Consider the following 20,349-nt stretch of genomic DNA (forward strand, 5'->3'; position numbering starts at 1 on the left):
GATGCCCTTAGAACGAGTAGCGCGCGGCAAGCAGTGCCTGCGCCGACCAAGCGGTATCCACGTCACCGGTATCGAAGGCGTAAACGCCCGCGCTCGCCGTGGTGGTGATCCGCCCGAAACTGTGACCATAACTCGCCGTGCCGCCATAGGACCAGAGCCCGGCGCTGCGTGCGATCCCCGATTCATAGTAATTGACGAACAGATTGGCGTCGAACGTCGACAAGGCGGTCAGCGTGCGGTTGAAGAAGAGCTGGCCATAGGCGCTCTGGTCCTCGATCCCGAACAGCGTCACGCCCGGCACGCTGTCGCGGTTGAACAGCTTGCGGTTGGCATAGCCGACGCCGCCGCCATAGGTCGACCGCCCGCGCGTGATCGACAGCACCGCATCGACGCCGCGCGCACGATAGCTCGCGGTCGAGATCGACTGGAACACGTCGTTGAGGCAGCCGCCCGGCGTCGATCCGCTGGTCGAGAAGATGCAGCCGTTATATTGCTGGGTGAAGGCGTCGCGCGCCGACAGGAAGCTGGTCGGCAGATTGGCGAGCCCGGTCCGCAATTGCCGGCCGAAGGTGGTGACGCTGTCATAGACGTCGGCGGCAAACCCGACATGCTCCGACGCCTGATAGGTCAACAGCCCGGTATAGCTCAACGATCCATACCGCTTGCCGACATGCGCCTCCGCCGCCAGCCGCCGGTTGGGCCGCCACACCACGCCGGCATCGTAATAGACGCCGTCGGTGCGATAGGCGATCTGCCGCGGCGCCGCCGGATCGGTGACGAACCGTCCGTCGCGGTCGACCACCGGCGCGCCCGCCGCATCGGTCAATGCCGCGCGGTTGCTCGTCTCGACGCGCTCATAGCCGATCCCGCCGGTCAGCGCGACATAGGGCGACACCGGCAGCAGCGCGTCACCGCGGACCCGCCAGCTCTGATAGCGGCCATCGAGCTGCCCGGCATCCTCGCGCTCCCAGCCGCCGCTCGCGGTCAGCCCGACCGGCAGCACCTGCCCGGGCCGCACGCTGGCGCTGACCCCCGCCGCCTGGCCGAACGAATCGTCGTAATAATCGAGCCGCGGCTGCCCCGCCGGTACCGCGGTGAAGCTCGGGCTCTCGACCTTGGTATAGCCCGCCTGATAGCTCGCCGCGATCGCCACCGGCCCGGCGCGGGTCGCATAGCTCGGCCCGCCATAGACCGCATAGACCTGGCTGATATTGTCGACGTTGCCGACCAGCACGCCCGGCGCCGCGCCGCGGATGTCGGAACGGCTGCGCGTCGCGATGCCGCCCGCCTCCAGCGTCAGCCCGCGCGCGACCTGCGCCGAGACGCGGGCGAGCCCGGTATGGATGTCGTCGTCGCCGATCCGGTCGTCCCAGGCGATCCGCCGCTCGTAGCGATAGGACAATTGGCCGGTCAGCCGCGCGCTGCTCGCCGCGACGTCGATCCCCGCGGCGATCGTCGAATAGGTCAGCACGTCGCCGGAATTGAGATCGGCGTCGAGCACCTGCCCCAGTTCGATATACGGCACCGCGGTCAGCCGCCGGGTCTGTGCCTCGGCCTGACCGGCGACCGCCAGCGCAGCCAGCGCCAACCCTGCCGACAGCATCCGGATCACTTGCCGGGCTCCTGCCCGTAATAGGTGCCGTAGCGATGGCCGCCGGGGACGAAGGACACCGCATTGAGCACCAGTGCGATCTCGTCGCAACCGTCGAGCCGCTGCACCGCCTCGCGCAATTCGCTCTCCGGCGTGCGGTCGGCGCGCACCACCAGCACCACCTGCCCGACCAGCATCGCCAGCACCGCCGCGGGCGACGCCGCGAGCGCCGGCGGCGAATCGAAGATCACGATGCGCCGCGGGTTGGCCTCGAGCAGCCGTGCGAGCACCTCGCGCGTGCGCGCCGAGGCGAGCAGCTCGGTATCGGTCGCGGTCTTGGTTCCCGCCGGCAGGATCGCCAGCCCGCCGACATCGGTGCGGATCACCAGGCTCTCGACATCGATCCGGCTGTCGGCGAGCGCGTCGAGCAGCCCCGGCTGTTCGGCGAGGCCGAGCCGCGCGAGCACGTCGGGCTTGGCGAAATCGGCATCGACCAGCAGCACTTCGGTGTCGCGCTCCGCCGCCATCGACAGCGCCAGATTGACCGCGCAGAAGGTCTTGCCGTCGCCCGGCCGCGCCGAACACACCAAAGCGGTCCGCGCCCGGTCGCGCGCGGCAGGATCGTCGCGTCCGGCACGGGACACGCGCTCGCGGGTGATCAGCAGCTGCCGCTTGATCAGCCGGAACTCCTCGGCGAGCGGCCCGACGGGCGCGCCCGGCACGATCATCCCCGCCTCGGCGAGCATGCCGCGGTCGATCCCGGCGATATCGGTCAGCTCGGGCGTCTCGTAGAAGGCGTCGGGCAGTTCGTGCCCGACCGGCGCGCGCAATTCCGCCGGGATCGCCAGAAAGGTCGGGTCCGCACCCGGGTCGGCCGCCGTCCAGGCATCGACCGGCGGTGGCGGCGGTGGTACGGCGACCGCCTCGAGCATCGGCAGATCGTACGCCGGCGCGCGGCGGCGCAGATGCGAACCGAAATCATAGACGCGCGCGGCGCGCTCCAGCAGCGATTCGGCACGATCCGGCGTCGGCGTCGGCGTCATCTCGTCATCCCGTCGCAGCCCGTTCATGCCGCCATCCCCCGTTGCAGCACTTCGACGCCGAGCAGCAGCACATAGGCTGCGACCAGCCCGGCGGTGCCGCCGAGGAACAGCTTGAGCCGCTTGCCGCGCTGGTCCGCCTGCATCCGCGTCACCACCTCGCCGATCGAGCCGATCACCGGCATGCCCGTCGCTTTCTCCAGCCGCGGCCCGGTCGCGAAGGTCGCGCGCAACTGGCCGAGCGCGAACGCCGCACCGATCCCGGCGGCGAGCCCGGCGATCAGCACGCCGGTCAGCAGCAGCATCCGGTTGGGCGCGGTCGGCGCGCGCGGCATCGTCGGCGGGTCGATCACCGAGAATTTGACGTTGTCGGTCTGCGTCTGCGCCTGGCCGCGCAACGCGATCTGTTGCCGCTGGGTCAGCAATTGGTCGTATTGATCCTTGAGCACCTGATAGTCGCGATCGATCTGACCCTGCTCCGCCGCCACTTCGGGATCGCCCGACAATTTGGCGTTGAGCTGGTCGAGGTCGCCCTGCAATTGCGCCTTGCGCATCTTGAGCGCCGCCACCGCCGATTGCTTGTCGGCCATCATCGATTGCAGCGACAGGTACAGCGGGTTGGGGGTGCCGCCGCCGCCCGCGCCGACCGGCTCTCCCCGAGCGGCCGCCTGCGCCGCGGCGAGCTGCCGCTTGAGCGCCACCACATCGGGATGCTGGTCGGTATAGCCCCGCGCGCGCGCATCGGCGAGCTGGCCCTGGATCGCGTTCAGCGCGGCGCGTGCCGGCCCGGCGGCGACGCCGCCCGCCCCCGGGATCGTCGCCGGCGTCCCCGCCATCTGCCCCTGCACCGCCGCGAGGCTCGACTGCGCCGCGGCGAGGTCGCCGTCGACCTGCGCCATCTGGCTGCGCGACGCGCCGATCCGGTCGCCGACCGATCCGGTGCCGGGCAGCGCCCCGAGATAGCGCGTCTGAAAGTCCGATCGTTTGGCATCCGCATCGGCGAGCTGCTTCTGCAACTGGTCGAGCTGTTTGTTGAGGAAGTCGAGGCTCTGCGTCGTCTGGCTGCGGTCGCGGCCGAGGTTCTGCTCGACGAAGATGTCGATCAATTTCTGGGTGATCGCGCGCGCCAGCTTGGGGCTGGCGGCGGTGGTCGTGATCTGGAACAGATTGTCCTGCTGGCTCTCGACCTTGATCGCGCTGGCGAGGCCGGCGACACGATCGGCGACGTCGCGATCGCTCGACACCGTCTGCGCCAGATCGGTGCCGCGCACCACCTTTTCGAGGTTGACCGCGCTGATCAGCGTCTGGCGTATAGTATCGACGTCCTTCTGCTGCGTCTGCGCCGGCGCGTCCATCGCGGCGGGCAGGATCGACTGCATCTGTACGAAGACGCGCGCGCGCGATTCGTAGCGGCTCGGCATCTGGCTGACCACGAACCAGCCCGCGACGCACACGCCCCATGCCACCGCCAGCGCCAGCCAGCGCCGCGTCCAGATGGCATGCAGCGCCAGCCGCGCCTCGTCGTAGATGCCGTTCATCGCGCGCGAAGCCCGCAGGATCGGTTCAGAAGAGCCACGCCCACGCTCAGAACATCGATTCTGGGATGATGATCACGTCGCCCGGCTGCAGGCTGACGTTGGCGCTCGAATCACCCTTCTTGAGCAGATCGGCGATCTGCAGCTGATATTCCTGCTGCGCCCCGGTCTTGCGATCGTGACGGACCAGCTTCGCCTTGTTGCCGGCGGCATATTGGTTGAGGCCGCCGACAGCGATCATCGCATCGAGCAACGTCATATTCGCCCGATACGGGATCGACGCCGGCTTTTCGGTCGCGCCGATGATCCGCACCTGCTGGCTGTAAGTGCCCGAGAAATTCTCGACGATCACCGAGACGATCGGGTCCTTCACATATTGGCCCAGCGCCTGCTTCATGTCGGCGGCGAGCACCGACGGCGTCTTGCCGACCGCGGGCATGTCGTTGATCAGCGGCGTGGTGATGCGACCGTCGGGGCGCACCTGCACCTTCGCCGACAGCTCCGGATTGCGCCACACGAAGACGTTGAGCTGGTCGAGCGGACCGATGACATATTCCTCGCCCGGCTGCTCCTTGCTCGCGACATAGGTCGCCGGCGGCAACACAGGGCCGCTCGCGCTGCTCGCGCAGCCGCCGAGCACCGACGCCGCGGCACCGACGGCGAGCAGGACACGGACGGGAACACCGGAACGCATAATCTTCTCCTGACCCCCAGGCGCATCGCCGCATCGACGGCGGAGCGCGTGCGGCACGTCATGCGGCGGGAGAGGTGAAGATAGCGTTAGGAACGCTAGTTCAACGATTTCGCCGCCATGCCGACGCCCTCCCCAAGACCGCCGGCCTTCGTTATCATGAAGCGATGATCCGTGCTCTTCTTTTGGTGACCGCGTCGTTCACCTTCGCCAATCCCGTTTCGGCACAGTCTTCGTCGCCGCTGACCGATCTCCAGATCACCGCGATCAGCTCCGTCACGCAGTCGGAGCGGATATCGCCCGGCCAGCAGCAGACCGTCCGCCGCCACAGCGGCCCGGTCAGCCTGGTCGTGACGGAAAAGGGCTTCGGCCGTGCCCGCCTGCTCCGCATCGACGGCGTGGTCGCGGCGGCGGAGGCGAGCCAGCGCCCCCTCTGCGGCGCCGCGGTCACCGCGGGCGCCTGCCACCCGGGCGACCCCGCCACCGGCGTCGAGATCACCTATCACCTCGGCCCGCTCCCGTCCGGCACTTTGCTGACGGTACAAGACACCACCACGACGCTCCCGCCGCGGACGCTGACCGCGGCGATCGAGCTGCGCTGAGAGCTGGGCTAAGCGGCGCGTTGCCTGCCGCGCACGTTAATGCCTCCTCGACTTCGGCGAAGCGCAATCGCTGGTCGTCAGGACGCTCGATCACCCCGAACATCCGTCACCCCGGATCACGTCCGGGGTGACGAAAGGACTGGAATGGCGGAAGGGCTAGGTCCGCCAGCCATTTGGAATATCGTCGATATGCCCCCCTCCCCATCGCAAGGAAGGAGGCACCTGCATCAGAAGTGATAGCCCGCGGTCAGTTGCAGGATCGGATACACCTTATACTTAGCCGCGTCCTTCTCCACGCTCTGTCGCTCCGCTTCGAGATCGTCGGTATCGACGCCGTTGTTGCTCGCGGTCAGCGATTTGACCCGCAGCGCGCCCTCGAACATCGCTCCGGCCTCGATACCGAGCTTGAGCCCTTTGGTCAGATGCCCCGAATAGCCCAGCGACAGCGTCGGCGCGATCGGCTTGAAATCGGCGTGCGCATGCAGCGTCCCGATCTCGGCCGGGGTATACTCCTCGTCGCCGATCTCGGTAATCGTCGTCGGCGTCGCATAGGCATGCGCATGATTCTTGTTGAGCCGCGCCCCCGCCGATACGAAGAAGCCGCTGCCGCCGACGTGATAGTCGACCATCAGCCCGACCGAGCGGAACCGCGCTTTGCCGTTATATCTGACGTCATCCGAATCGAAGTCGTGCGACAGGTTGAAGAAGGTGACGTTGCTGCGCACCGCAAAGGTGTTGCCGAGCGCGACGCTCGCCTCCGGGCCGATACCGAGCGTGCCGGCGGTCATGCCGACCGAGCCCTTGGCAGGCTCGCCACGTGCGAGCGCGGGCGATGCCGCAATGCCGGCAGCCAAGGCCAGAACGACCGGCGTCAGCCGGACGATGGAACGTTGCATTTTCCCCCCTAGGGATTGGGGCGCAGTCGCGGAAGTCTGCGCCACGGTACAGGAACGAAGGCCGCGAAACTCGTCAGACCCTCGGCCCCGAAGGACCGTGGCGCGCGCGTCGGAGATGAATCAGGGCGCTGCGGCGACGCAGCGGGCGCGGGCATGGCGCGGCAAGGCCGCTATCGAGCAGGTGTAAGCCGACCCGCGATGGCGTGCCGATATGTCCCGAAGCGACCGCTGCTGCTGCATTGATCCATTATAGCGGCGCCCGCGACCGAACCGCGGCGTCACCGGAAAAATGCCGCGACGGACCGAACGCCGGACTTCCGCCCCTGCGTGGAACTCCGAGCGAGTCGATGTGGACCGCCCACATCAGGCGGCGGTCACGCCCCAGATTAACCTGCGACGATCTCCACCGCCGCCGGATGGCCGAGGAACCCCGCGGGGCTCGCCGAGGCGCCATAGGCTCCGGCGAGGAACACCGCGATCACGTCCCCCGGTTCGGCATGCGGCAATCCGACGCGGTCCCCCAGCCGATCGAGCGGGGTGCACAATGGCCCGACCACCGACACATCCTCCACCGCCGCTCCGCCGACATCGCGCGCCAGCGCCAGCGGATAGTTGCGCCGCACCACCGTTCCGAAATTGCCGCTCGCCGCGAGCTGATGGTTGAGCCCGCCGTCGGTGACGAGGAAGGTCTCGCCCTGGCTCTGCTTGCGATCGACGATCCGCGTCAGATACACGCCCGCCTCCGCGACCAGCCACCGCCCCAGTTCGATCGCGAACCGCGCCTCGCGCAGCACCGCCGCACGCCCGGCGAGCGCCTCGGCCAGCGCCGCCCCCACCCGCTCGACATCGAGCGGCACGTCCCCGGAAAAATAGGGCACGCCGAACCCGCCGCCGAGATTGACCAGCGGCGGCACCGCCCCCGCCTCCTCGGCGAGCCGCGCGCCCAGCGCCAGCGTCGCCGCCTGCGTTTCGACGATCGCGCCCGCGTCGAGCGCCTGGCTGCCCGCATAGATATGGAAACCGCGCCAGTCCGCGCCGGCTGCGACCATGCGCCGCACCAGCGCCGCCGCCCGCACCGCATCGACGCCGAACGGCGACGGCCGCCCGCCCATCTTCATCCCCGATCCGCGCAGCTCGATATCGGGATTGACCCGCACCGCCAGCCGCGGCGCCACGCCCAATTCGTCGCCGAGCCGCAATGCGCGCTCCGCCTCGCCCTCCGATTCGACGTTGAGCGTCGCGCCGCTGCGGATCGCGCCGATCAGCTCGGCATCGCGCTTGCCCGGCCCGGCGAAGCTGATCGCCGCCGCCGGCTTCACCGCCAGCGCCGTCTCCAGCTCGCCCCCCGACGCGACGTCGAGCCCGTCGACCAGCGGCGCCACGCGCGCGAGCAGCGCCGGCAAGGGATTGGCCTTGATCGCATAATGCAGGTCGACGTCCGGGAATGCCGCACGGAACCGGGCGACCCGCGCCGCCACGATCCCCACGTCGTAGACGAACGCCGGCGTCTCCACCGCCCAATCGACCGCCGCCGTCCCGGCGATCGTCAGCATCCCGGCTTGCGCGGCGAATTCCGCCGGCAAAGGCCCCATCGGCTTCATGCCGTCACCTCGCTGCGGATCGCGGCGCGATCCAATTTGCCATTGGCGTTGCGCGGCAATTCCACACGCCAGAGATAGCGGCCCGGCTGCATGAAACTGGGCAGCAGCGTTCGCAACCGCGCCCGCAGCGCCTCCTCCTGCGCCGCATCGCCCGCCAGCATCACGACGATCCCCTGCCCCAGCCGCGCGTCGGGCACGCCCACTGCCACCGCCTCGCGCGCCTCGCCGCCGGCGAGCACCGCCTCCTCGATTTCCAGCGGGCTGATCCGGTTGCCCGCACTCTTGATCATCTCGTCGTCGCGCCCGACGAAGCGGAACAGTCCATCCGCCCCCTCGATCACGTTATCCCCAGACCAGACCGCCAGCCCGCCGCTCGCCGCCCAGTCCGGCGCCGGCCGGAAGCGATGCGCGGTCCGCTCGGGATCGCGCCAATAGCCCTGCGCGACCAGCGGCCCGGCATGCACCAGCTCACCCGGCTCGCCCGCCGCGCGCGCGCCGTCCGCGCGCACCGCCATCACCTCGGCGAAGGGGATCGCCCGTCCCATCGCGTCGGGATGCGAATCGATCAGCGCCGGATCGAGCCACGTCGAACGGAACGCCTCGGTCAGCCCGTACATCGCCACCAACTCCGCCCCGGGGAACCGCGAGCGCAGGCTGCGCACCAGCCGCTCGGTCAGCGCGCCGCCCGAATTGGTCAGCCGCCGCAACCGCGCCGCGGTCGCCGCCGGCCAGTCGACGTCGAGCAATTGCACCCAGAGCGGCGGCACCCCGGCAAGCGTCGTCGCGCCGACCCGTTCCACCGCCTTCACCACGTCGCGCGCGGTGAGATAGTCGAGCGGCGCCACCGCCGCCCCGGCATACCAGCTCGAAAACAGCTGGTTCTGCCCGTAATCGAACGACAAGGGCAGCACGCCCAACACTCGATCGCCGGGCACGATACGCAGATAGTGCGCCACCGACACCGCCCCCAGCCAGAGATTGGCATGCGACAGCATCACGCCCTTGGGCCGCCCGGTCGATCCGGAGGTATAGAGGATCGCGGCAAGCGCCTGCGGATCGGCCGTCGATCGGCCCGGCCCCGCGCCATCGAGCGGCACCGCCGCCTCGTCGACCACCCGGCACCCGTCCGGCACGTCCCCCGCCTCCAGCGTCGCCGCCCGCGCCGCCTGCGTCACCAGCAGCGCCGCGCCGCTATCGGCGAGGATATGCGCCACCTGCGCGCGTCGCAGCGCCGGATTGACCGGCACGTGCACCAGCCCCGCCCGCGCCGCCGCCAGCGGCATCACGCAAGCAAGCGCGGTCTTGGGCAGCCACGTCGCCACCCGCTCGCCTGCCGCCAGCCCGAGCCCGCCGAGCCATCCCGCGACGCTGGCGACCGCCGCCTCCAGCTTGGCGAACGACCACGTCTGCCCGCGCTCGATCAGCGCCGGCGCGTGCGGTGCCCCGCGCAGCAGATGGTCGACGGGAAAGGGCGTTGGATCGATCGGCACCATGGCCCCTCATAGCGCCACCCCGTTGCCGAATGCAGCCCCAGCCTCTAACGGGCGTCGATCCGCAACCGGTAAGGGCCGCCGCTTTGCTTCCCGAAGGCTATGATACCGTCGAAACCACCGTCCGCGCCGTGCTGCACGACGTGCTCGGCCTCTCCGCGGACCGCGTCGCGGGCTTCACCGCGACCACGCCGCTGTTCGGCGCTTTGCCCGAACTCGATTCGATGGCGGTGGCGGGCGTGCTCACCGAGATCGAGGACCGGCTCGGCATCCTGATCGAGGACGACGAGGTCGATGGCGAGATGCTCGAGACGTTCGGCGCGCTCGTCGAATTTGCGGCGAACAAGGCGCTCGTCTAGCGTCGCGCGGCATGGCGCCGCGCATCGATCATTACGACTGGACCGGCGGCCGCGAGGCGGTGCTGCGCTTCGGCCCCGATACCGGCCCGCTGCTCGTCGCCGCACTGCCGCTGTTCGAGGAAGCGAACCGCACGCGCACCTTCGCCGTCACGCTGCTGCGCGTGCTGGCGACCCGCGGGATCGCGAGCGTGCTGCCCGACGTGCCGGGCCAGGGGGAGAGCACGGCGCCGCTCGCCACGCTCCCCAATATGGCCGAGGCGCTCGCCGCGGTTCCTACCGACGGCCGCCCGACCTACGCGCTCGGTCTCCGCAGCGGCGCGCTGCTCGACACCGCTGCCGCGCGCAGGGGCCGCTGGCATTTCGCGCCGCAGAGCGGCGAGCGGCTCGCCCGCATGCTCCGGCGCACATGGCACGCCGCGGGCAACAGCGGCCCCCAGCCCGACCCCGTCGAGATCGCCGGCAACGTCATCCCGCAAGCGTTCCTCGCCTCGCTAGGCGCCGCCTTGCCGATCGCGGCCGACCGCATCGTCCGCCTGACCAGCGACCCGGAGGACGCCGACCGCAAGGTCGACGCCGCCCCGCTCTGGCGACGCAGCGAACCCGGCAACGATCCCGCGCTGGTCGAGATACTTGCCGATGACATCGCCGACTGGCTGGCCCGATGCGAAGCCTGATCGCTTTCCCCTGCGCCGGCGAGACGCTGATCGGCACGCTCGACGCCGCCCCCGGCCGCACCGGCCTGCTGATCGTGTCGGGCGGCAACGAGGTCCGCTGCGGCGCGCATCGCGGCATGGCTTTGCTCGCCGCCCGCGTCGCCGCGGCGGGCTATCCCGTCTTTCGCTACGACCGCCGCGGCATCGGCGATTCGACCGGCGAGAACCAGGGCTATCTCTCGGCGCGCGACGACCTCGTCGCCGCCACCGCCACCTTCCGCGCGCGCGCGCCGCAGCTCGCGACGATCCTCGCTTATGGCAATTGCGACGCCGCCAGCACGCTCGCGCTCCACGGCCACGCCGCCGGCATCGATCGCCTCCTGCTCGCCAATCCCTGGACGATCGAGGAGGTCGACGATCTGCCCCCCGCCGCCGCGATCCGCGCGACCTACCGCGAGCGGCTGACCAGCCCCAGGGCATGGGCGAAGCTGCTCACCGGCCGCATCGATCTTGCCAAGGCAATCAAAGGCTTACGAAAGGCTTCTGCCAAGACGCCGCAGACTCTGGCCACGCAGATCGTCGCTGCGATCGAAGGCTGGGAAAACGCCGCCAAGGTCATCCTCGCCACCGGCGACGCCACCGCCCAAGCCTATCGCGCCGCCGCCCGCCACCTGCCCGCGCGGACGATCGCAACCGCCTCGCACAGCTTCGCGCGCGAGGAGGACCAACGGCAGCTCCGCGATGCGGCGCTGGCGGCGCTGGCGGAGGCTTGATCCACGCGCAGACGCGAAGGCGCGAAGAGGGTTCGCACAGAGACGCCGAAGTGTTGCTTTGAACAAGCGGCGGCCTGAGTTCTGCCGCTCTCCCCAATCGTCACCCCGGCGAACGCCGGGGCCATGGTTGCGATGATCCCGATAGCACGCACGAGCCCCACCGGCTGCGTGTCCATGGGTTCCGACTTTCGTCGGAATGACGAGAAGCAAGGCCGGCCGCCTTCAGACGATATCTGCGCAGGCGGCCACCCACACGACCCATCTTCGCGCCTTCGCGCCTTCGCGAGAAAAGGCTATTCCGCCGCCTCGGCCAGTTCCTCGAACTCCGCCGCCGCGAGGAAGCGCTCCGCATCGAGCGCCGCCATGCACCCGGTCCCCGCCGCGGTCACCGCCTGGCGATACACCTTGTCCGCGACGTCGCCGCAGGCGAACACCCCCGGCACGTTGGTCCGCGTCGAGCCCGTCTCGACCACGATATAGCCATCGTCGTCGAGCGCGAGGTGCCCGCGGAACAGCTCGGTCGCCGGATGGTGGCCGATCGCCACGAACCCGCCCTCGACGTCCAGCCGCGAGTGTTCGCCGGTCACCGTATCCTCCAGCGTCAGCGCGACGAGCCCGGCATTGCCGCCACCGTCCACGAATTCGCGGACTTCCTTGTTCCACAGCACCGTGACGTTGGGATGCGCGTGCAGCCGCTCCTGCAGGATCCGCTCCGCGCGCAGGGAGTCGCGCCGGTGGATCAGCGTCACGTCGTCGCTGTGGTTGGTCAGGTACAGCGCCTCCTCGACCGCGGTATTGCCGCCGCCGATCACCGCCACCTTCTTGCCGCGATAGAAGAAGCCGTCGCAGGTCGCACAGGCCGACACACCCTTGCCCTTCATCGCCTCCTCGCTCTCGAGGCCGAGCCACTTGGCCTGCGCGCCGGTGGCGATCACCAGCACCTCGCCCTCGTAGACGTCGCCGCCGTCGCCGATCAGCCGGAACGGCCGCTGCGACAAATCGACCTCGACGATCGTGTCCCACATCAGCCGCGTGCCGACATGCTCGGCCTGCTTCTGCATCTGCTCCATCAGCCACGGCCCCTGGATGACGTCGGCGAAGCCCGGATAATTCTCTACGTCGGTAGTGGTGGTGAGCTGCCCGCCGGGCTGGATTCCCTGCACCACGATCGGCGCCATGCCCGCCCGCGCGCCATAGATCGCCGCCGACAGCCCCGCCGGGCCGGAGCCGAGGATCAGCATACGCGTGGAATGAATGGTCATGGGAACAACGCCTGTCGGGGAAAGTGGAAGATTCGATCCCTGATCTAGGGGATCGCAACGCGGATTTGAATGCCGTCGGATCACGTCGAGGTCGCGGACCGTCTATCATGGGCCTGGCGGCGGAGCGAACGACGATGACATGGCGCCTGATCCTGTTTGCCGCGACGATGCCGGTCGATCCGTCGTCGCTGGAGCGCTTGCCCGCCGTCCGCATCGTCTATTACGACGTTCACGGCCGGCACTATCGGGAAATCGACCGCGATCAGCACCGGCGGGGTCCGGTCGATCCCGCGGATGGGCGCCGCTACGACGCATTCACCCGTTTGCGGATCCGCTGGCGCTGGCCGATCGGCCGCGATGGCCGGTGCGATCGGCGACACCCGGACGTGATCTACCGGATCACGGTGACGCTGCCCCGCCTGCACGATCGCGACGCGGTGTCGCCCCTGCTGCTGCGACGCTGGGATCGGCGGGTCATGCGGCTGCGCGTCCACGAAGCGGGGCATGTCGGGCTCGATCTCGCGTATGTGCGGCACGTCACGCAGGCGTTGCGCCGCTCGACCTGCACGCCCACCGATCCCGTCGCTGCGGCACTCGGCGACCAGCTCAACGCCCGCACGCGCGCCTACGATCGGATCACCGATCACGGGCGGCGTCAGGAACGCTGGCATGGTACGGATATCTGACGGTTTGCCCTGCATCCATCCCGCCCTTCCGCGCGTTCCCGTCCGCGAAGCGTGAGGGATGAAGCCAGTGGCCGACGACAAGATCAGCACCGAACCCTATACCGGTCCGTCCGGCGGCTGGGGGTCGATGAAATCGGTCGCCCGCATCAATTTGCGCGAGAAGGTCAACCCCGAGACCGTCCGCGAACTCGCCCGCCAGAACAAGCCGGAAGGCGTGATGTGTGTCTCCTGCGCCTGGGGCAAACCCGCGCATCCGCATATCGCCGAATTCTGCGAGAACGGCGCCAAGGCGACGGCGTGGGAGCTGACCACCTATCGCACCACCCCCGAATTCTTCACCAAGCACAGCCTCACCGAGATGCGCGGCTGGAAGGATTACGATCTGGAACAGGCGGGCCGTCTCACCCACCCGATGAAGTACGACGCCGCCAGCGACCGCTATGTCGCGGTGAGCTGGGACGAGGCGTTCCAGGATATCGGCGCGCACCTCAAGACCTACGACCCGACGAAGGTCGTCTTCTACGCCTCGGGCCGCGCCAGCCTCGAGACGAGCTATATGTGGCAGCTCATGGCGCGGATGTACGGCAGCCAGAACCTGCCCGATTCGTCCAACATGTGCCACGAGACCACGTCGGTCGGCCTCAAGTCGGCGATCGGATCGCCGGTCGGGACGATCCACCTGTCGGATTACGACAGCTGCGACATGATCCTGTATTTCGGCCAGAACCCGGGCGTGAACAGCCCGCGTGCGCTGCACCCCCTGCGCGCCTGCGCCAAGCGCGGCGTCGAGATCATCGTCTTCAATCCGTTGAAGGAGCGCGGTCTCGAACGCTTCACCGATCCGCAGAACCCGATCGAGATGGTCACCGGCAAGTCGACGCCGATCGCCAGCCAATATCATCAGGTCAAGACCGGCGGCGACATCGCGGCGATGATGGGCATCTGCAAATACGTCATCGAGGCCGACGACCAATGCCGCCGCATCAACGCACCGGCGATCCTAGACCACGACTTCATCGCGCAGCATACCAAGGGGTTCGAGGCGTTCGCCGAGATGGTCCGCGCGACCGCGTGGGAGCGGATCGAGCATGAAAGCGGCCTGACCCGCGCCGAACTGGAAGGCGTCGGCGCGATCTACGCCAGATCGAAGCGGGTGATCTGTGTCTACGGCATGGGCCTGACCCAGCACGTCCACGGCATCGACAATCTGCACACGCTGGTGAACCTGATGCTGCTGCGCGGCAACGTCGGCAAGCCCGGCGCGGGCTTCGGCCCGGTGCGCGGCCACAGCAACGTCCAGGGCCAGCGCACCGTCGGCATCACCGAAAAGCCCGAGCTCGCGCCGCTCGACCGGCTGAAAGCGCTCTACGATTTCGAGCCGCCGCGCGAGAAGGGCTGGGACACGGTCGAGGCGTGCGAGCATATCATCGCCGGCACCGCGCAGGCGTTCGTCGGCCTCGGCGGCAACCTCGCCCGCGCCGTGCCCGCCACCGCGGAGATCGAGCCGGCGTGGCAGGGCATGGACCTGACGGTCAGCATCGCCACCAAGCTCAACCGCACGCATCTGCTGCCCGGCAAGACCTGCTATCTGCTCCCCTGTCTGGGCCGGATCGAGACCGACGAACAGGCGAGCGGGCCGCAGGCGGTGACGATGGAGGACAGTTTCAGCCGCGTCTACGGCTCGCGCGGCAAGGCGACCCCCGCCGCGGAGACGTTGCTGTCGGAACCCGCGATCCTCGCCGGCATCGCCAAGGCGACGCTCGCGCCCAATCCCAAGGTCGACTGGGATGCCTGGGTCGGCGATTACGGCCTCGTCCGCGACGCGATCGAGGCGACCTATCCGGACAAATTCACCCGCTTCAACGAGCGGATGTGGGTGCCCGGCGGCTTCTGGAAGGGCGTCGAGGCGGCGCATCGCCAGTGGCTGACCGAAAGCGGCCGCGCCGAGTTCAACGTGCCGACGACGCTCAACGCCACCGGCTTCGAGGAGGCGCCCGGCCGCTTCCGCTTGATGACGCTGCGCTCGAACGACCAGTTCAACACCACGGTCTACGGCTATCACGACCGCTTCCGCGGCATCAAAGGCACGCGCGACATCGTCTTCATGAACCGCGGCGACATGGCGAACATGGGGCTGGCGGAACACGATCTGGTCGATCTGGTCGGCGATGCCGGCGAGAATGGCGACCGGCGAGTCAACAAACTGCTCGTCGTCCCCTACGACATTCCGCAGGGTTGTCTCGGCGCTTATTATCCGGAGTGTAACATCCTCATGTCGGTGACCCACAAGGCCGAACAAAGCCATGTTCCGGCGGGCAAATCCGTACCGGTCCGGGTGGAGCGCACCGTCTGATCCTCGCCGCGATCCTCGCCGGCGGCCGCTCCAGTCGATTCGGACGGGACAAGGCGGCCGCCCTGTTCGACGCCCGGCCGCTGCTCGACCACATGCGCGACCTCGGCGAGCAGCGTGCCGACGCGGTCGTCGTCGTCGGGCGCGACGGCGGGGTGCCCGACCTGCCCGGCCCCGGCCTCGGCCCGCTCGGCGGCATCGCCGGCGCGCTCGCTTATGGCGCCGCACAGGGTTTCGAAACGGTGCTGACGCTCCCCTGCGATATGCCGCGACTGCCCGCCGCGCTGCTCGACGCGCTGCTCCGGCGCGCGCCGAGCGTCTGCAGCGACGCGCCGGTGATCGGCCATTGGCCCGCCGCGCTGGCGCCCGATCTGCTCGCGCATCTCGCCCGCTCCGAACGCCGCTCGGTGATCGACTGGGCGCGGGCGATCGGCGCGCTGCCCGTCGCCAGCCCGGAGCCGCTCGCCAATATCAACACCCCCGCCGACCTCGCCGCTTTATGACCGCGGCGCGGCCGGAAGCGACGCTGATCCTGCGCCCCGACGGCTCGGTCACCCCCGGCACCCGCACGGTCGCGGTGGAGACGCCGGTGGCGATCGAGGTCGACGGCCTCGGCTATGCGGTGATGATGATGACGCCGCAGGATCTGGAGGCCTTCGCCACCGGCTTCATGCTCACCGAACGGCTTGCCGACACCCCCGAGGACATCCTCGACATCGACGTCTTCCATGCGCCGGCGGGCTGGATCGTCCGGATCGCGCTGGCCGACCGCTGCCGCGACCGTATCCACGATCGCGTCCGCCACCGCACCAGCGACACCAGTTGCGGCCTGTGCGGCATCGCCAGCCTCGAACAGCTCGCCCGCCCGGTCGCGCGCCGCCCCGGCCGCCCCGTCGCGTCGCCCGCCGCGATCTTCGCCGCGCTGGCCGCGGTCCGCGACCACCAGCAGCTCAACCGCGAGACGGGTGCGGTCCATGCCGCCGCCGCCTGCGCTGCGGACGGTACGATCCTCGCGCTGTGCGAGGACGTCGGCCGCCACAATGCGCTCGACAAGCTGATCGGTCGGCAGGCGCCGGGCGCGTTCACGCTGGTCACCTCGCGGATCAGCTTCGAGATGGTCGACAAGGCGCTGGTCGCGGGCACGCCGCTGCTCGTCGGCATCTCCGCGCCGACCAGCCTCGGCATCGATCACGCGCGCGCCCACGGCCTGACATTGGTGGCGCTGGCACGATCCGACGCGATGCTGGTGCTGAGCGACCCCTGGTCGCTATTCGGTCAGTGACCCCAGTCCCAGACGTGCGCCGACCAGTCGCGCACGCCTGCCGCCACCCCTGCGACCCCGTCGATCACCATATGCCGGAGGTAGCCGTCCCAGAACGCGCTGTCCGCGACGATCATCACCATCACAACCGCCGCCCAGAGGACGCCGCGGTGCATCGGCTCGGGCTTGCGGACCAGCTTGATCTCGCTCGCACGCCGGTCGGCCAGCCGCCGCCCGGGCGCGCCCGGGCGCGGCACCGTCGCGACGCGGCGATCGCTGCGCCGTCGTTCGGGGGGATGATGATAGGGCATGACGGGCCTCGTTGCGCAACGCCGCCCGGCGTCGCACGCCGAACGTTTACAAAGCGTTCGCAGCTGTCCGTATCGCTCACACCGGCGGGCGCTACCGAAGAAATGGTAGCGGAGGAGGGACTTGAACCCCCGACCCCAGGATTATGATTCCCGTGCTCTAACCAGCTGAGCTACTCCGCCCCGCCGTGTGAGGTGGCGCCTATAAGTGTGCGATGCAGCAGCCGTCAAGCGAACATATGCCGGGAAAGTGCCTCCCACGGTCCGCCGCGATACCACCAGCTCGCCAACCCGACGATCTCGACGTCGCGCGGACGGAAATCGCGGCTCAGGGCGGTCAGCAGCAGCTTGGCGATATTGGGCTGCACCTTGTTCTGGATGGTGACGTGCGGCCGCCATCCGCCCGCGTCCTGCGGCGTCAGCAGCCCGACGAAGGCATCGGCCAGCTCGGCGCGGATCGCCACCAGCTCGGGCGATTCGATCCGATAGGCGACGCCGCGGCCCAGCGAGATCAACCCGCCGACGCGCGCGACCGGCGCGGCCACCCCGCGCGTCATCCCGGCGAGCCGATGCTTCAGCTCGGCCTCCGCAGACGGCGGCAGATGGTGGAACATGGTGAGATGCGCCGACAGCTGGTTCCGCTCGGGCGGGAAATGCGCGGCGCGTTGCGCGTCGAACCAGCCCTGATCCTGCCGACCGAAGAGCGCGGTCACGATGATCGGCGCGGTCAAATCTCCACCTGGCTGCCGAGCTCGACGACGCGATTCGTCGGCAGGCGGAAGAATTCCATCGCGCTCTCCGCGTTGCGCAGCATCCACGAGAACAGTTTCTCGCGCCACAGCATCATGCCGGGCCGCTCCGAGGGCAGCAACGTCTGGCGCGACAGGAAGAAGCTGGTGTCCATCATCTTGAAGTCGGTGCCGCAGCTATGCACGCGCTTCAGCGCGGCGGGCACGTCGACCTCCTCCATGAAGCCGTAGCGCAGGATCAGGCGGAAGAAGCCGTCGCCCATCTCCTCGTTGCTCGCGCGGTCCGCCTCGGGCCAATAGGGTTGCTGGACGATCTTGACGGTCAGCAGGATGACGCGCTCGTGCAGCACCTTGTTGTGCTTGAGGTTGTGGAGCAGCGCGTGCGGCACGCCGTCCGACGACGAGGTCATGAACACCGCCGTCCCCGGCACCCGGCTCGCCGAGCTCGCGGCGGAGGTGATGAACACCTTGATCGGCATCGCCGCCTCGCGCAGGCGGTCCATCATCAGCTGCCGCCCCTTCGACCAGGTGGTCAGGAAGGTGAAGACGATGAAGCCGACCATCAGCGGGAACCAGCCGCCGTCGGGCACCTTGGTGAGATTCGCCGAGAAATAGGCGCCGTCGACGAGGAAGAAGACCGCCAGCAGCGGCGCGGCGGCATAGATCGGCCAGCTCCACAGCCGGGTCAGCGCGACGCCGAGCAGGCAGGTGTCGATGAACATCGCCCCCGTCACCGCGATGCCATAGGCCGAGGTGAGGTTGGACGAGGTGCGGAAGAACAGCACCAGCAGGATCACCATCACCATCAGCATCCAGTTGACGATCGGAATGTAGATCTGCCCCGCGGTCGAGGCGCTGGTATGTTCGATGCGCAGCCGCGGCATGAAGCCCAATTGGATCGCCTGCTGCGTGACCGAGAACGCGCCCGAGATCACCGCCTGGCTGGCGATGATCGCCGCCATCGTCGCGAGCAGCACCAGCGGCAGCTGGAGGCTGTCCGGCGCCAGCATGTAGAAGGGGCTCTTGAGCGCCTCCTGCCCCTCGCGGAATAACAGGGCGCCCTGCCCCAGATAATTGCACATCAGCGCCGGCAGCACGAACACCAGCCACGACAGGCCGATCGGGCGGCGGCCGAAATGGCCCATGTCGGCATAGAGCGCCTCGGCGCCGGTCACCGCCAGCACCACCGAGCCCAAGGCGAGGAAGGCACGAAGCGGGTCGGCGACGAAGAACCGCACCGCATGATGCGGCGAAAAGGCCCAGAGCACCTCGGGCGTCTGCGCGACGCTGATCAGACCGAGCACCGCGATCACCGCGAAATAGACGAGCATGATCGGCCCGAAGACGAGGCCGATCCGCGCGGTGCCGCTCTTCTGCACCCAGAACAAGGCGATCAGGATGACGATGACGATCGGCAGCACCAGCCCCGCGAACGCCGGCGCGGCGATCGCCAGACCTTCGACGGCACCGAGCACGGTCACCGCCGGGGTGATCATCGAATCGCCGTAGAACAGCGAGGTGGCGAAGACGCCGAGCAGGATGATCCCCGCCGACCAGCGCCGGCTTTTCGTGCGGCCCGAGACGAGCGCGAGCAATGCGAGGCTGCCGCCCTCGCCCTTGTTGTCGGCGCGCATGATGATCGCGACATATTTGATCGTCACCACGATCATCATCGACCAGAACATCAGGCTGAGCACGCCCATGATGTGCAACGGATCGAGCGTGAGCTGGTGATGGCCCGCGAACGTCTCGCGGAAGGCGTAGAGCGGGCTGGTGCCGATATCGCCGAAGACGATGCCGATCGCGCCCACCGCCAGCTTGAGCAGGCCGTCGTGATGGCCGTGATCGCCGGATTCATCCCGCGCGTTGGGCACGGCGGCCGGTACGGGGCCACTCACGAGCGGTACGACCGATCCGACGCGCTGCGGAGACCGGCGCTGTTCCCAACCTGTTCCATAGACGCGCGCCTTAGCATGGGCTGAACGATGCGGGCAACGGCATCGCTGGGTCGGCGTGTCGATCAGGGACGCCTAAATACCTCGCGGATCACGAAATGCGAGGCGAGCCGGGTGACGCCGGGCAACCGCGCCAGCGTCTCGCGGTGGATGCGCTCGAACGTGTCGTCGCGCCGCACCTCGACGTGGAGCATATAGTCGGCTTCGCCGCTCATCAGGAAACAGTCGCGGATTTCCGGCACTGCGCCGATCTCGCGCTCGAATGCGGCCATCGTCTCCTCGCGCTGGTCGCGCAGCGTGACGTTGACGAGCACGACGCTGGGATTGCCGCGCGCCGCCTTGCTCAGCACCGCGCGGAAGCCGGCGATATAGCCGCGTTCCCTGAGCGAGCCGACGCGGCGATGCGCGGCGCTCGGCGATAGGCCGACCGCCTCGCCCAGTTCGGCGCTGGTCAGGTCGGAATTGGCGAGGAGCTGGGCGAGGATTTTGCGGTCGAGGGCGTCGAGCATGATTTTCCCGCTATACCGCGGCGCGACGCAAAACCATC

At 68.9% G+C, this 20,349-nt stretch carries 20 protein-coding genes and 1 tRNA gene; 8 read left to right on the forward strand and 13 right to left on the reverse strand.

Annotated elements, in window-relative coordinates; translation table 11 throughout:
• Nucleotides 1-7 precede the first annotated feature (7 nt).
• Genes ACLBWH_RS02975 through ACLBWH_RS02990 form a run of 4 tightly spaced genes read right to left on the reverse strand, consistent with a single transcriptional unit; the run spans nt 8 to nt 4,860 of the window.
• Nucleotides 8-1,603 (reverse strand): hypothetical protein, encoded by a 1,596-nt coding sequence (locus ACLBWH_RS02975; protein WP_447796711.1) that lies wholly within the window; start codon nt 1,601-1,603, stop codon nt 8-10.
• 5 nt (nt 1,604-1,608) lie between these two features.
• Nucleotides 1,609-2,661, reverse strand: a complete 1,053-nt coding sequence (locus tag ACLBWH_RS02980) for an AAA family ATPase (RefSeq protein ID WP_447796638.1) — start codon at nt 2,659-2,661, stop codon at nt 1,609-1,611.
• Nucleotides 2,658-4,169, reverse strand: coding sequence for an XrtA system polysaccharide chain length determinant (locus tag ACLBWH_RS02985; RefSeq protein WP_447796639.1), 1,512 nt, complete (start codon nt 4,167-4,169; stop codon nt 2,658-2,660). Before ACLBWH_RS02985 ends, ACLBWH_RS02980 begins: the two co-directional genes overlap by 4 nt.
• Nucleotides 4,170-4,215: 46 nt before the next feature.
• Complete coding sequence (locus tag ACLBWH_RS02990; protein WP_322849436.1) at nt 4,216-4,860, reverse strand: XrtA/PEP-CTERM system exopolysaccharide export protein; 645 nt, start codon at nt 4,858-4,860, stop codon at nt 4,216-4,218.
• A gap of 164 nt (nt 4,861-5,024) precedes the next feature.
• Between ACLBWH_RS02990 and ACLBWH_RS02995 the strand changes: the two genes are divergently transcribed.
• Nucleotides 5,025-5,459, forward strand: a complete 435-nt coding sequence (locus ACLBWH_RS02995) for a DUF4879 domain-containing protein (protein ID WP_447796642.1) — start codon at nt 5,025-5,027, stop codon at nt 5,457-5,459.
• A gap of 227 nt (nt 5,460-5,686) precedes the next feature.
• Here ACLBWH_RS02995 and ACLBWH_RS03000 read toward each other — a convergent pair whose 3' ends face one another.
• The 3 genes from ACLBWH_RS03000 to ACLBWH_RS03010 all read right to left on the reverse strand — a co-directional run bounded on the left by ACLBWH_RS03000 (nt 5,687) and on the right by ACLBWH_RS03010 (nt 9,449).
• Nucleotides 5,687-6,355, reverse strand: coding sequence for a hypothetical protein (locus ACLBWH_RS03000; protein WP_447796644.1), 669 nt, complete (start codon nt 6,353-6,355; stop codon nt 5,687-5,689).
• A 386-nt stretch (nt 6,356-6,741) separates the two neighbouring features.
• Complete coding sequence (locus ACLBWH_RS03005) at nt 6,742-7,956, reverse strand: pyridoxal-dependent decarboxylase, exosortase A system-associated (protein ID WP_447796646.1); 1,215 nt, start codon at nt 7,954-7,956, stop codon at nt 6,742-6,744.
• Nucleotides 7,953-9,449: an AMP-binding protein gene (locus ACLBWH_RS03010; protein ID WP_447796648.1), complete on the reverse strand. Its 1,497-nt coding sequence runs from the start codon at nt 9,447-9,449 to the stop codon at nt 7,953-7,955. The genes ACLBWH_RS03005 and ACLBWH_RS03010 overlap by 4 nt, the downstream gene beginning before the upstream one ends.
• 83 nt (nt 9,450-9,532) lie before the next feature.
• Between ACLBWH_RS03010 and ACLBWH_RS03015 the strand changes: the two genes are divergently transcribed.
• Genes ACLBWH_RS03015 through ACLBWH_RS03025 form a run of 3 tightly spaced genes read left to right on the forward strand, consistent with a single transcriptional unit; the run spans nt 9,533 to nt 11,231 of the window.
• Nucleotides 9,533-9,805 (forward strand): acyl carrier protein, encoded by a 273-nt coding sequence (locus tag ACLBWH_RS03015; RefSeq protein ID WP_447796713.1) that lies wholly within the window; start codon nt 9,533-9,535, stop codon nt 9,803-9,805.
• An 11-nt stretch (nt 9,806-9,816) separates the two neighbouring features.
• Nucleotides 9,817-10,479: a hypothetical protein gene (locus ACLBWH_RS03020; protein WP_447796650.1), complete on the forward strand. Its 663-nt coding sequence runs from the start codon at nt 9,817-9,819 to the stop codon at nt 10,477-10,479.
• Nucleotides 10,467-11,231, forward strand: coding sequence for a hydrolase 1, exosortase A system-associated (locus tag ACLBWH_RS03025; RefSeq protein ID WP_447796652.1), 765 nt, complete (start codon nt 10,467-10,469; stop codon nt 11,229-11,231). The genes ACLBWH_RS03020 and ACLBWH_RS03025 overlap by 13 nt, the downstream gene beginning before the upstream one ends.
• A gap of 293 nt (nt 11,232-11,524) precedes the next feature.
• On the opposite strand, the gene trxB is transcribed toward ACLBWH_RS03025, so the two are convergent.
• On the reverse strand, nt 11,525-12,493 hold the full coding sequence (trxB, locus tag ACLBWH_RS03030) for a thioredoxin-disulfide reductase (protein WP_447796654.1): 969 nt from the start codon (nt 12,491-12,493) through the stop codon (nt 11,525-11,527).
• A 134-nt stretch (nt 12,494-12,627) separates the two neighbouring features.
• On the opposite strand from trxB, the gene ACLBWH_RS03035 reads away from it, so the two are divergent.
• From ACLBWH_RS03035 to fdhD, 4 genes are read left to right on the forward strand one after another with little or no spacing between them, the layout of a single operon-like run.
• A complete protein-coding gene (locus ACLBWH_RS03035) occupies nt 12,628-13,179 on the forward strand; it encodes a DUF922 domain-containing protein (RefSeq protein ID WP_447796655.1) in 552 nt (183 codons plus the stop codon).
• A gap of 58 nt (nt 13,180-13,237) precedes the next feature.
• Nucleotides 13,238-15,532 carry an FdhF/YdeP family oxidoreductase gene (locus tag ACLBWH_RS03040; RefSeq protein ID WP_447796656.1) on the forward strand — a complete coding sequence of 765 codons (2,295 nt, stop codon included), beginning with the start codon at nt 13,238-13,240 and terminating at the stop codon, nt 15,530-15,532.
• A gap of 11 nt (nt 15,533-15,543) precedes the next feature.
• Nucleotides 15,544-16,032 carry a molybdenum cofactor guanylyltransferase gene (mobA, locus tag ACLBWH_RS03045; protein WP_447796715.1) on the forward strand — a complete coding sequence of 163 codons (489 nt, stop codon included), beginning with the start codon at nt 15,544-15,546 and terminating at the stop codon, nt 16,030-16,032.
• Nucleotides 16,029-16,811, forward strand: coding sequence for a formate dehydrogenase accessory sulfurtransferase FdhD (gene fdhD, locus ACLBWH_RS03050; protein ID WP_447796658.1), 783 nt, complete (start codon nt 16,029-16,031; stop codon nt 16,809-16,811). The genes mobA and fdhD overlap by 4 nt, the downstream gene beginning before the upstream one ends.
• On the opposite strand, the gene ACLBWH_RS03055 is transcribed toward fdhD, so the two are convergent.
• The 5 genes from ACLBWH_RS03055 to ACLBWH_RS03075 form a co-directional block, all read right to left on the reverse strand.
• The gene (locus ACLBWH_RS03055) at nt 16,805-17,101 is read right to left on the reverse strand and encodes a hypothetical protein (RefSeq protein ID WP_447796660.1); all 297 of its coding nucleotides are present in this window, start codon (nt 17,099-17,101) and stop codon (nt 16,805-16,807) included. The genes fdhD and ACLBWH_RS03055 overlap by 7 nt on opposite strands.
• 103 nt (nt 17,102-17,204) lie before the next feature.
• Nucleotides 17,205-17,281, reverse strand: a tRNA-Met gene (locus ACLBWH_RS03060).
• Between the two features lie 44 nt (nt 17,282-17,325).
• The gene (locus tag ACLBWH_RS03065) at nt 17,326-17,829 is read right to left on the reverse strand and encodes a 2'-5' RNA ligase family protein (RefSeq protein WP_447796662.1); all 504 of its coding nucleotides are present in this window, start codon (nt 17,827-17,829) and stop codon (nt 17,326-17,328) included.
• Nucleotides 17,826-19,745 carry a potassium transporter Kup gene (locus ACLBWH_RS03070; RefSeq protein WP_447796664.1) on the reverse strand — a complete coding sequence of 640 codons (1,920 nt, stop codon included), beginning with the start codon at nt 19,743-19,745 and terminating at the stop codon, nt 17,826-17,828. The genes ACLBWH_RS03065 and ACLBWH_RS03070 overlap by 4 nt, the downstream gene beginning before the upstream one ends.
• Before the next feature lie 122 nt (nt 19,746-19,867).
• On the reverse strand, nt 19,868-20,311 hold the full coding sequence (locus ACLBWH_RS03075; protein ID WP_447796666.1) for an Lrp/AsnC family transcriptional regulator: 444 nt from the start codon (nt 20,309-20,311) through the stop codon (nt 19,868-19,870).
• Between the last annotated feature and the right edge of the window lie 38 nt (nt 20,312-20,349).

The sequence above is a fragment of the Sphingomonas sp. M6A6_1c genome, assembly GCF_053345135.1.